Here is an 11,890-nt window from a genome sequence, read left to right on the forward strand (position 1 = left end):
GCGTCGGGGGCGGCGACTAGGGTCTTCTTCGTGAGCACCGCGCTGTACCGCCGCTACCGACCCGAGACCTTCGCCGACGTCATCGGGCAGGAGCACGTGACCGGGCCGCTGATGCAGGCGCTGCGCTCCGGCCGGGTCAACCACGCCTACCTGTTCAGCGGGCCACGGGGGTGCGGCAAGACCACCAGCGCGCGCATCCTGGCGCGCTGCCTCAACTGCGAGCAGGGCCCGACGCCCGACCCGTGCGGGGAGTGCGAGTCGTGCGTGGCGCTGGCCCGCGGGGGCCCCGGGTCGGTCGACGTCATCGAGATCGACGCGGCGAGCCACGGCGGCGTGGACGACGCGCGCGACCTGCGCGAGCGGGCGGCGTTCGGGCCGGCGCAGTCGCGCTACAAGGTCTACATCATCGACGAGGCACACATGGTGACCTCGCACGGCTTCAACGCGCTGCTCAAGGTGGTCGAGGAGCCGCCGGAGCACGTGAAGTTCATCTTCGCGACGACCGAGCCGGACAAGGTGCTCTCCACCATCCGGTCACGGACCCACCACTACCCCTTCCACCTCGTGCCGCCGCAGCGGCTGGCCGGCTACCTCGAGGAGCTGTGCGCCGCGGAGGGCGTGACCCTGGAGCCAGGGGTGCTGTCCTTCGTGACGCGCGCCGGAGGCGGGTCGGTCCGTGACTCCCTGTCCGTCCTCGACCAGCTGATCTCCGGCGCCGACGACCGGGGCCTGACCTATGACGGGGCCGCGGCGCTGCTCGGGTTCACCGACGTCGAGCTGCTCGACTCCGTCGTGGATGCGGTCGCTGCCCAGGACGCGGCCGCGGTGTTCCGCCAGGTCGACCGGGTCATGGAGTCCGGCCACGACCCGCGCCGCTTCGTGGAGGACCTGCTCGAGCGCTACCGCGACCTCATCGTCGTCTCCGCCGTCGGCGACCGCGCGGGCGGGCTGCTCCGCGGCATGCCGGAGGACCAGGTCGAGCGGCTGCGCCAGCAGGCGTCGGTCTACGGCCCGAGCACCCTGACCCGGTGCGCCGACGTCGTCTCGCGGGGGCTCTCGGAGATGACCGGTGCGGTGTCCTACCGACTCCACCTTGAGTTGATCTGCGCCCGCCTGCTGCTGCCGTCGGCCGCCGGCGAGGAGGGGTATGCCGCGCGCCTGGACCGCATCGAGCGTCGGCTTGCCGCGGGCCCGGCCGCAGCCGAATCCGCCCCTGCGGCGCACCGCCCGGCTGCCGCGGCGTCGGCGCCTCCGGCTCAGGAGGCGCCTCCTGCTCAGCAGGTGCCTCCGGAAGCGGCTCCCGCTGCCCGGTCCCAGGACGGGCCTCCGGCAGGTGATCCCGGCGCACCCGCCCGGCCCGCGCCCTCGCCGCGGCAGGGTCGCCCGACCCAGCAGCCTCCTCCCACCCAGGAGGAGCCGCGCAGCGCCGGGGCTCCCGCTCCGGCGCCGCGGGAGCAGGCCGCGCCGACCGGAGGGCCGCAGGAGGTCCGGCGCGAGCAGCCGGTCGCCGAGCAGCCGGTCCCGGCGGAGGAGACGCAGCCACCGGAGCCGGCTGGTGCCCCCGGGTCGCTGGACACCGACGCCGTGCGCCGCTCCTGGCCCGAGATCCTCGACAAGGTCAAGGAGATCCGGCGGGTCACCTGGACGCTGGTCTCCGTCAACAGCACGGTGCTGGACTTCGACGGTCGGCGGGTGCTGCTCGGCCTGAGCAGCGAGGGCCTGGCGTCCACCTTCAACCAGGGGGTGCACGCCGAGGTCGTGCGGCAGGCCCTCATCGACGCGATCGGACTCGATGCCCGCGTCGAGGGCGGGGTGGCTCCCGGAGGCGGTGGGCCCGGCGGATCCGCCCCGCCGCCCTCGCGCGGTCCCGGCCCCGGCGTGAGTGCGCCGCCCCGCACGGGCGCTCCGCCCACCTCGACCACGCCGGACGAGCCGAGTGCGGCCGAGCAGCTCGGGGCCGTTGGCGGCCCCCGCGGTGGCAGCCAGAGCGGTCGGAACGCACCGGCGGGTGCGCCTCCAGCGCAGGAGTGGGCAGAGAGCGCTCGCGAGGCCCCGCCCACCTGGGCGACCGAGACAGTCCCGGACAACGCCGCGCCGCGGCCGACCCCGGCGGCGGAGACCGCCGACCCGCATCCGACGCCCGCACGGGGGAGCGCGGAGCCACACGCGAAACCTGACCCGGGTGCCGCTGGGCAGAGCACCACCGCCGCCGGGCCGAGCCCGGGTCCCGCCGGGCCGAGCCCCACGCCCGCCGAGCCGAGCCCCACGCCCGGCCAGCCGAGCCCCACTCCCGCCGAGTCACGTTCCACGCCGGCTCCCGCGTCCGCCCCGAAGCCGGCCCCCCAGCCGGGTGGTGACGTCCCCCGCGACGACGACGAGGACCTGGAGAGCTCCGGGGCCGTGGGACTGCCGGTGATCGAGAGCGTCCTCGGCGGTACCGTGATCGCTGTCGAGGACGACCCGACGCACTGACCGGTTCGAGCGCCCGCTGGAGGCCACATGCTCTATCGCGCACTTCGCGTTGTGGTGCGGCCGACCGCGCTCGCGATCTACCGACCCGAGGTGATCGGCACCGAGAACGTGCCCTCCGACGGCGCGGTCATCCTGGCGAGCAACCACCTGTCGTTCGCCGACAGCCTGGTCATCCCGTTGACCGCTCCGCGGCAGGTGTCCTTCCTGGCCAAGGACGACTACTGGACCGGCAAGGGCGTCAAGGGGCTGATCAGCCGGAACTTCTTCACCGCGATCGGCAGCATCCCCGTCAACCGCGAAGACACCCGCGCGGCGCAGCTGTCCCTCGACCTGGCGCTGACACACCTGCAGGAGGGGGGCGCGTTCGGGATCTATCCCGAGGGCACCCGTTCCCGGGACGGGCGCCTCTACCGCGGCCGCACCGGCGTCGCCTGGCTGGCGCTGACCGCCGGGTGCCCCGTGGTGCCGGTGGCCCTCACCGGCACGGACAAGCTGCAGCCCGTCGGCTCGCGGATCCCCAGGGTCGTCAGGTTCCGCGTGGAGTTCGGCGAGCCGATCGACTTCACGGGGCGGTTCGAGGGCGTCCCGGCAGGACGTGCCCGCCGGGAGGCGACCGACGAGATCATGGCGGCGATCCACGCGATGTCCGGCCAGGAGCTCGCCGGGAAGTACAACGAGCGCGCCCCCGAGCAGCCCACCGCATGACCGGAGCACCCGACCGCATGACCGGAGCGCCCGACCGCATCACCGGAGCGCCCGGCCGCAAGACCGCCGCGCCCCAACACCCAGTGGTGCTGTTCGACTTCGACGGCACCCTGGCCGACACCATCCCGCTGATCGTCGCGTCGTTCCAGCACACCGTCAGCCACCACCTCGGCGTGGAGGTCGGCGAGCAGGAGGCCCGCTCCTGGATCGGCCGCACGCTGATCGACACCTTCTCCGAGCGTTATCCCGGGCAGGCCGAGGCCATGGTCCAGACCTACCGGGACTGGAACCTGGCCCACCACGACGAGCTGATCCGTGCCGTGGACGGCATCCCCGAGGTCCTCGACGGACTCGAGGCAGCCGGATCCCGCATCGCCGTGGTCTCCTCCAAGTTCGGCGCAACCGTGCGCCGTGGCCTGGCCGCCGTAGGGCTGGACCACGACTTCGCGGCCGTCATCGGCCTGGAGGCCACGGACCGTCACAAGCCGCACCCGGACCCGCTGCTCCACGCCGCGGCGACGCTGGGCGTCGAGCCGACCGACTGCGCCTACGTGGGCGAAGCCGTCGTGGACATCCTGGCCGCGCGGGCCGCCGGGATGCGCGCCGTCGGGGTCACCTGGGGTGCCGGCGCACCGGGTGACCTGACGGCTGCCCGGCCCTCGGCCGTGGCCGACACGGCAGGTGAGCTGCTCGGCATACTCACCTGAGGATGGTGACGCACGGAAGGTGACGTGCTCGGCATACTCACCGACGGGTGCGCCTGGCGGGATTCCCAGCCGGAGCGCCTAGAGTCAGGTCACTGTGTATGAAGGTGTGGTCCAGGACCTGATCGACGAGCTCGGCCGGCTTCCCGGCATCGGGCCCAAGAGCGCGCAACGGATCGCGTTCCACCTGCTGGCGGCCGACCCCGACGACGTCACCCGGCTCGTCGCGGCGCTGACCGAGGTGAAGGACAAGGTGCGCTTCTGTGAGCTCTGCGGCAACGTCGCCGAGTCCGAGCGCTGCCGCATCTGCGCCGACCCGCGCCGCGACCAGACGTTGATCTGCGTGGTCGAGGAGCCCAAGGACGTGGTCGCCATCGAGCGCACCCGCGAGTTCCGCGGGCTCTATCACGTGCTCGGGGGAGCCCTCAGCCCGATGGACGGGATCGGCCCGGGTGACCTGCGGATCCGCGAGCTGATGACGCGCCTGACCGACGGCACGGTCACCGAGGTGATCATCGCCACCGACCCCAACCTGGAGGGCGAGGCGACCGCCGCGTTCCTGGCCCGGACGCTGGTGACCCTGGGGCTGCGGGTCAGCCGGCTCGCCTCCGGTCTGCCGGTGGGCGGGGACCTGGAGTATGCCGACGAAGTCACCCTGGGCAGGGCGTTCGAAGGGCGTAGGCTGATCGAGGCGTGACCCGCTGACAGCGCATCCGGGGAGGCGTGATGAGTGAGTCGATGGATCGACAGCTGACCGAGCTCGCGGCGGAGACCGCACGGGAGGCCAGCACCTTCCTCATCACGCTGCGCGAGCTCGCCTCCGGAGGTCAGCCCGACACCGCCCTGCCGCTGCTCCTGCTGGCCAGCACCCAGCTGCACGCGGTAGGCGCCCGGTTGGGGGCGATGGTCGACGTGGTGCCCCGCGAGCAGTTCGAGGCCGACACCGGTCCCGATGCCAACCTCGAGGGGGTCCGCAACGGCCTGCACGACCTGCTCGCCGGGGTGGATGAGTATGTCGAGGTCGAGGACCCCGTCCTGTCGGGCGAGGTGGTCCGCGGCCTGGTCTCCGACGACCTGACGCAGGTGGCCTCGGACCTGGCCCACGGGCTGCACCACTACGAGGCCGGTCGCTGCCAGGAGGCCCTCTGGTGGTGGCAGTTCAGCTATCTGTCGACCTGGGGGGAGCGGCTCGCCGCCGCCATCCGGGTCCTGCACAGCCTGCTGGCGCACGTCCGACTCGACGCGGACGAGGAGACCGTCATGGAGGCCGAGATGGCGGCGCTGCACGCCGAGCCGGAGCCCGAGCCCGACCCGGCCTGACCCCCTCCGCGAGCGAGCCCCGTGGGAACGGCAGTGCTGTGCCGCCCCGCTTCACGCTCGGATGCACTCACTGGCCCCAGCTGTCCTCTACCGGTCGCATCTGGCCACCTCTTCGAGCGCCCTCGCGTTCATCGAGCCGACTGCAGTCGGCGTGAAGAACACCGGGGATGAGAGCGGTGCTCTTGCATTTGCTCTTGAGTGGCGTCATACTCAAATGAGAGAGCAGTGCTCACGAAATAGAGGACATGATGGGCAAGCACGTCATCTTCGGTGCCGGACCGGTGGGGAGCGCGCTCGCGCGGCTCCTGGTGGATCGCGGTGAGAGCGTGCGGGTCGTGACCCGCAGCGGGTCGGGGCTCGCCGGGACCGAGCCGGTCGCCGCCGATGCTTCCGACGCCGACCGCGTGCTCGCGGTCACCGAGGGGGCCGAGGTGATCTACAACTGCGTGAACCCGGCCTATCACCGCTGGGCCACGGACTGGCCGCCGATCGCCAGCGCGCTGCTCGGCGCGGCGGAGCGGCACGGGGCGGTGCTCGCGACGACGAGCAATCTCTATGGGTATGGCGAGGTGTCCGCACCGATGACCGAGGCCACCCCGCTCGCGGCCACCGGGACCAAGGGCCGGGTGCGCGCGGCGATGTGGGCCGAGGCCGTGGCCGCGCACGAGGCGGGCCGGGTGCGTGCCTTCGAGGTGCGGGGCAGCGACTACCTCGGCGGCAGCTCGCTGCTCGGCATGATGACGCCACGGCTCGCGAAGCGGGCGACCGCGTGGTCACCGGCGCCGCTGGACGTTCTGCGCACCTGGACCGACGTGCGTGACGTCGCGGCCCTGCTCGCCACGGGTGCCGGCGACGAGCGCGCCTGGGGTCGGGCGTGGCACGTGCCCAGCGCCGAGCCCCTCACCCTGCGTCAGCTGACCGCCGTGGCGGCCGAGCAGCTCGGCGTGCCGCACCGGGTCCGCGAGGTGCCGTGGCCGGTCCTGTGGACCGGTGGGCTCGTGGTGCCGACGCTGCGCGAGCTGCGTGAGACACGCCACCAGTTCACCCGGCCCTTCATCCTGGACTCGGATGCCGCGCAGCAGACCTTCGGGCTCGTCCCGCGGTCGGTCACAGACTCGGTGGCCTTCGACCTGGCGCAGCATGACGTGGCTCGCGAGGTGCAGGCCACGGCTGCGGGCTGAGGAGCAGTCCGCCAGCCTCCCGTCTCATCGGTCGGGAACGTGGAGAGGATCTCCTCCCCGTCGTGGCTCAGTCCGACGGTGAGGCGGTGGGCAGCGCACCCTGCTGGTGGGTGCGAGCCGTCAGCAGCGCACGGCCCAGCAGGATCACAGCCAGGGCGATGCCGGCCAGGGTGGTCCACAGCCCCGGCGCGATGAAGACCAGGACCATGGCGACCAGCGTCGGGACCAGGTAGACGAAGGCCTGCACGACGTAGCCGCCGAAGCTCGGCATGGTCACACCCGCGCTGTCGGCCACGGCCTTGACCATAAAGTTGGGGCCGTTGCCGATGTAGGTGATCGCGCCGCAGAACACGGCACCCAGGCTGATCGCCACGAGATAGGGCTCATAGACCCCGGCGACCGCTGGTTCACCGCCGAGCTCGCGGGCCATCTCGAAGAACGTCACGTAGGTCGGGGCGTTGTCCAGCACCGAGGAGAGGCCACCGGTGAAGATGAAGAAGGTCACCTCGTTGAGTGGGAGGCTCGGCGCCAGCTGGGACAGGTACTTCAGGGCAGGGATCATCGTCAGGAAGATGCCGATGAAGATGGCCGCCACCTCCAGGATCGGTCCCCAGGTGAACTTGTTGTCCTCGAAGCGAGCCACCTTGTCGCCGGTGAAGTAGGAGATGGCGGCCGCACCGAGGATGATGACCTCGCGCCAGGGGATCCAGTCCCCGAGGCTGGCGGTGCCGGTCTCGACGGCGTGCAGGTCGAGCGAGGGGGCGAGGGCGACGGCGGCGACGATGGCTGCCAGGTAGATGAAGTTCACCTTGCCCTTGACGCCCAGCTTGGTGACGGTGGTCCGGTCCAGGGTCAGGTCCTCGGGCCGCTCCTTGGCGTGGTACCGGCGGTCCAGCGCGTAGTAGGTCGCCAGCAGCAGGAGGTTGACGAACAGCCACATCGGCCACAGGGTGAAGGTCCACGTGAACGGGACGCCGCGAAGCATGCCCAGGAAGAGCGGTGGGTCACCCAGCGGGGTGAGCAGTCCGCCGCAGTTGGCCACGATGAAGATCGTGAACACGACGGTGTGGACGCGGAACTTGCGCTCGGCGTTGGTGTTCAACAGCGGTCGGATGAGCAACATCGCCGCGCCCGTGGTGCCGATGAAGGAGGCGATGAGGCCGCCGAAGGCCAGGAAGAGGGTGTTGTTGCGCGGTGTCGCCTCGATGTCCCCCTTGAGGAAGATGCCGCCGGAGACGACGAAGAGGCCGAGCAGCAGGGTGATGAACTGGGCGTACTCAAAGAGCGCGTGCACGACGGCGCTGGTGTCCCCGCCGAGGATGAACCACAGCGCCACCGGCACGCCCAGGACGAGCGCGACCAGCAGCTGGACGCGCTGCTTCTCCCACCAGTGTGCGGTGGCTGGGATGAGAGGGGCCAACGCGATGGTGCCGAGCATCGCGGCGAACGGCAGGACGCTCCACCACTGGACTTCCATGTCCCCTCCGAATCTTCGGTCATGAGGTTGAGGTCACCCTATGACCCTCCCGCACGTCACGTGGGTCGTGTCTGACCAGGGCCGGAGGCGGGACCGCCGTAGGGATGAGGGGTCACCATCCCAGGACGGTGCTGCGCACGACGCCGCCTGATTACGCTTCCGATCATGCAGAGTCTGTCGATCCGGGCCTCGTGGTGGCTGACCGCCGCGAGCTATGTCTGGGTCTGGGGGGTCCTGTCGGTGGCCTGGCCGTCGCAGCCGCTGCGCTGCTTCGGCCTGGCACTGTGCTTTGGGGTCATCGCGTGGGTCACCACCCAGCACCCGCTACCCGGGGTCCTGCTCACGACCGCTGCGCTGTCCGCGCTCGGCGTGATGGGCGTGGCGCCGCAGGATGCCACGATCGCCGGCATCGGGGCCGCGACCCCGGCGCTGTTGGGCCCGCTGTCCGTGGCGGGGCTCGTCGTGGGGTATCGGACACCGGTGCTGTGGGGTGTCTGGGCGGTGCCCTTCATGCTGACGGTCACGGCATACTTCGGGCGCTGGGAGCTGCCGAGCCTGGTCTTCGGGATGCCGTTGCTGATGGTGCCGTGGTGGTTCAGCGCACAGGTGCGCTCCCGTGACGTGAGGCGCCGACAGGCCGCCGCGGACGCGGCGCGGCTCTCGCTCGTGGACCCGACCCTGCGGGCCCAGGTGGCGGCGGAGGCCGAGCGCGAGGAGGTGGCATCGGCCGCCTTCGACGCGGTCGGTGAGTTCGTGCAGCACATGACGCGCACGGCGCAGGACAGCCGGGAGGGTCTCGAGATCGACGCGATCGGGTCGATCCACCATGACGGGGAGCAGGCCACCGGCCGACTGCGGGCGCTCGTCGAGGTGTTGCGGGACGATGACTCGCCGGCACCCCATGACCCGGGGTCGGGGCAGGGCACCACGCCCCCTGAGTCCACCACGTGGGGGTGGCGCCGGGTCGCGCAGGACATCTGGCCCTCGCTCTGGCTGCTGGCGGTCGTCGCACTGGCCCCCCTGACCTGGCAGGCCCTCGGGGGCGTGGAGAGGGCGGTGCTGCCTCCGGCCCGCTTCGTCGTGCTGGCGATCGTCCCGCTCGGGGTCGCGCTGGCCCTGCGGAACCGGCTCCCGATCACTGCCCAGTTGACGGCCGCAGCGATCCTGGTGGTGGTGAACCTGACGGGGACCATCGACGTGGCTCGCGACGCGATCTGGCTGGCCGTCATCGGCGTGGGGCTCTCCTGGTCGGCGGGCCGCTCGGGCGACCGGCTGACGACCGCGGCATGGCTCGTCTTCAGTGTCGCCACCTGGTCGTTGGTCTGGGCGGACACCCGGGACTACCTGTGGATCCAGATCAGTCTGCACGTCCTGCCCTACGGGGTGGCGGCCGTCTGGGCGGGGCACCACGCGGCGGAGATCGAGCACCGCGCGCGGGCGTTGAGCCGTCAGGCGGAGATCGAGACGGCCGAGCAGGCCGCGGTCTCACGGGAGCGCCTGAACCTGGCCCGCGAGCTGCACGACGCGGCCAGCCACGCGGTCGGCACCATGATGATGCAGGCCAATGCGGCCCGTGTGCTGCGCACCCGCGACCCCGAGGCGGCCCGGGCGGCCCTCGACGCGATCGCCGACATCGGCCGGGAGTCGGCCCGGGAGCTGCACGCCCTCAGGTCGTCGGCGCCCCCGGCTCCCCGCACGCTCACCGAGGCCGCGACCGGCGCCGACGGGCGGGTCGACGTCGCCGAGGCCGTCGCCCCGCTGGTCACCGGCGCCCGCCGGGGAGGCGCACACGTCAGCACGACGCTCGACCTCCGGGCGGACCCGTCCCCGTTGGACGTGGTGCTGCTGCTGCGCGTGGTCCGGGAGGGTCTGGCCAACGCGGTGCGCCACGCGCCCGGCAGCGAGGTGACGCTGGAGGTGACCGTCAGCCCGACACGGATCGACGTCACGGTCAGCAACAGCCCGCCGCGCCAGGATCCGGGGCAGGATGTCCGCGTGACCTCCTCCATCGGGCTGGGCCTCGGGCTGCGCGGACTCCAGGAGCTACTCACCGAGCGCGGTGGCAGCCTGACGACCAGCGCCGAGGGCGACACCTACGCGCTGCGAGCCAGCTTCCCGGCATACTCCCCCGCCGACCCGGTGGTCATCCCATGATCCGCATCGTGCTCGCCGACGACCAGGCGCTCCTGCGGGCCGGCCTCCGATCGGTCCTGTCGGCCGAGGACGACTTCGCCGTCGTGGGGGAGGCCTCGGACGGCGCCCAGGCCGCACGCATGGCGCAGGCCCTCGACGCGGACATCGTGCTCATGGACATCCAGATGCCCACGGTGGACGGCATCGAGGGGGTGCGCCGCATCGTGTCCGGGGGCGTGCGAGCCAAGGTCCTCATGCTGACCATGTTCGACCTCGACGAGTACCTCTACGGCGCGCTCCGCGCCGGGGCCGCCGGGTTCCTGCTCAAGTCGGCACAGCCCGAGGAGATCGTGCGGGCGGTGCGCGACGTCCACGAGGGAGAACTGCTGTTCTCCCCAGAGGTCACCCGGCGGCTGGTCGAGGCCTACGTGCGGACTCCTCCCCCCAGCGACGGGGTGCCCCAGGCGCTCGAGTCACTGACCGAGCGTGAGCTCGACGTCGTGGCCGGCATCGCGCGCGGCCTGTCCAACGCCGAGATCGGCGGGGAGCTCTTCCTGGGTGAGACGACGGTCAAGGCGCACGTCAGCCACATCCTCGGCAAGCTCGCGCTCCGCGACCGGGTGCAGGTCGTCGTCCTGGCCTACGAGTCCGGCTTCGTGGGGCGCCAGGGCTAGGCACCGGCCGGGCGAGCGCCGTCCTCGCCGGTGCCTGAGACTGAGGCGATGAGGACGGTCGGAGTGGAGGAGGAGATGCTCCTCGTGGACATGCAGGACGGGCGTGCCCAGTCGGTGCAGGGGCAGCTGGTGCTGCGCTCGGCCCTGCAGGACCCGGGGATGGCGCCCGCGGTGGTCGAGGGCGCGCTGGAGGGTGAGCTGCAGCGGGAGCAGGTGGAGACCCAGACGGCACCCTCGCGGGACCTGGCCGAGCTGGAGGAGCAGGTGCGCTACTGGCGGGGCGAGGCCGCCGAGGCGGCGCGGGCCGCGCACTGCCGCGTCGCGGCCATCGCCACCTCCCCGCTCCCGTCCGGGCCGTCCCCCGCCGCCGGGGAACGCTATGCCTGGATCCGGGAGCACTATCAGCTCCTCGCCCGGCAGCACCTCAGCTGCGGGTTGCACGTGCACGTCGCCATCGACTCCGACGAGGAGGGTGTCGGCGTGGTGGACCGGGTGCGGGTCTGGCTCCCGGTGCTGCTGGCCCTCAGCGCCAACTCGCCCTTCGCCCACGGCGAGGACGCCGGCTTCCAGAGCTGGCGCAACCAGATGATGACCCGCTGGCCGTCCAGCGGGCCCACCGATCTCTTCGGGTCGCCGGAGGTCTACCACGCCCTGGTGCAGGACATGACGGCCACCGGGGTGCTCCTGGACAAGGGCATGATCTACTCCGACGCGCGCCTCTCGCACCACTACCCGACCGTGGAGCTGCGCACCGCCGACGTCTGCACACGGGTGGAGGACACCGTGCTGATCGCCGCGCTCTCGCGCGCGCTGGTCGAGACGGCCGCCGCCAAGTGGGCCGCCGGCACGCCCGCCCCGCAGGTGCCCTCGACCTTGATCCGCCTGGCGAGCTTCCAGGCCAGCCGTCACGGGCTGAAGGAGGACCTGCTGGATCCCCTGACCTCGCGCCCCCGCCCGGCGTGGGAGGTGGTGGACGACCTCCTCGTCTGGGTGCGACCCGCCCTGGAGTCCGCGGGCGACCTGCCGCGGGTCGAGTCGGCGCTGGGGGTGATCCGCCAGGACGGGACCGGTGCCGACCTGCAGCGCCTCACGCTGGAGCGCACCGGGCAGCTGGTCGACGTCGTGGCGCAGGCGGTGCGGGTCACCGCCGGCCAGGAGTAGCCCGTCAGCTGACGTGGGCGAGCGCCGAGAGCCCACTCAACCTTTCGCCACCCCGTCCCGTTG

General features: G+C 72.1%; 10 protein-coding genes. 9 read left to right on the forward strand and 1 reads right to left on the reverse strand.

Features of this window, described 5'->3' with window-relative positions; genetic code table 11:
• Positions 1–30 precede the first annotated feature (30 nt).
• The 6 genes from MWU75_RS12900 (at position 31) to MWU75_RS12925 (ending at position 6,382) form a co-directional block, all read left to right on the forward strand.
• Complete coding sequence (locus MWU75_RS12900; protein ID WP_247091325.1) at positions 31–2,472, forward strand: DNA polymerase III subunit gamma and tau; 2,442 nt, start codon at positions 31–33, stop codon at positions 2,470–2,472.
• 27 nt (positions 2,473–2,499) lie between these two features.
• Entirely contained in the window at positions 2,500–3,177 is a 678-nt protein-coding gene (locus MWU75_RS12905; protein ID WP_247091327.1) for a lysophospholipid acyltransferase family protein, read from the forward strand.
• Entirely contained in the window at positions 3,174–3,884 is a 711-nt protein-coding gene (locus MWU75_RS12910) for an HAD-IA family hydrolase (protein WP_247091329.1), read from the forward strand. The genes MWU75_RS12905 and MWU75_RS12910 overlap by 4 nt, the downstream gene beginning before the upstream one ends.
• A 94-nt stretch (positions 3,885–3,978) precedes the next feature.
• Positions 3,979–4,578, forward strand: coding sequence for a recombination mediator RecR (recR, locus tag MWU75_RS12915; RefSeq protein ID WP_247091330.1), 600 nt, complete (start codon positions 3,979–3,981; stop codon positions 4,576–4,578).
• 41 nt (positions 4,579–4,619) lie between these two features.
• Positions 4,620–5,201: a DUF5063 domain-containing protein gene (locus tag MWU75_RS12920; protein ID WP_247091332.1), complete on the forward strand. Its 582-nt coding sequence runs from the start codon at positions 4,620–4,622 to the stop codon at positions 5,199–5,201.
• A gap of 248 nt (positions 5,202–5,449) precedes the next feature.
• A complete protein-coding gene (locus MWU75_RS12925; RefSeq protein WP_247091334.1) occupies positions 5,450–6,382 on the forward strand; it encodes an NAD-dependent epimerase/dehydratase family protein in 933 nt (310 codons plus the stop codon).
• 67 nt (positions 6,383–6,449) lie between these two features.
• Here the strand turns inward: MWU75_RS12925 and MWU75_RS12930 are convergent, their stop codons facing one another.
• Positions 6,450–7,859 carry a sodium:proton antiporter gene (locus tag MWU75_RS12930; RefSeq protein ID WP_247091336.1) on the reverse strand — a complete coding sequence of 470 codons (1,410 nt, stop codon included), beginning with the start codon at positions 7,857–7,859 and terminating at the stop codon, positions 6,450–6,452.
• A gap of 165 nt (positions 7,860–8,024) precedes the next feature.
• Between MWU75_RS12930 and MWU75_RS12935 the strand changes: the two genes are divergently transcribed.
• Genes MWU75_RS12935 through MWU75_RS12945 form a run of 3 tightly spaced genes read left to right on the forward strand, consistent with a single transcriptional unit; the run spans position 8,025 to position 11,827 of the window.
• Entirely contained in the window at positions 8,025–10,013 is a 1,989-nt protein-coding gene (locus tag MWU75_RS12935) for a histidine kinase (RefSeq protein WP_247091338.1), read from the forward strand.
• Positions 10,010–10,666 (forward strand): response regulator transcription factor, encoded by a 657-nt coding sequence (locus MWU75_RS12940; protein WP_247091341.1) that lies wholly within the window; start codon positions 10,010–10,012, stop codon positions 10,664–10,666. Before MWU75_RS12935 ends, MWU75_RS12940 begins: the two co-directional genes overlap by 4 nt.
• Before the next feature lie 48 nt (positions 10,667–10,714).
• Entirely contained in the window at positions 10,715–11,827 is a 1,113-nt protein-coding gene (locus MWU75_RS12945; protein WP_247091343.1) for a glutamate--cysteine ligase, read from the forward strand.
• The last annotated feature ends 63 nt before the right edge of the window (positions 11,828–11,890 follow it).

The organism is Ornithinimicrobium sp. F0845, assembly GCF_023015765.1.
Taxonomy (GTDB): Bacteria; Actinomycetota; Actinomycetes; order Actinomycetales; family Dermatophilaceae; genus Ornithinicoccus.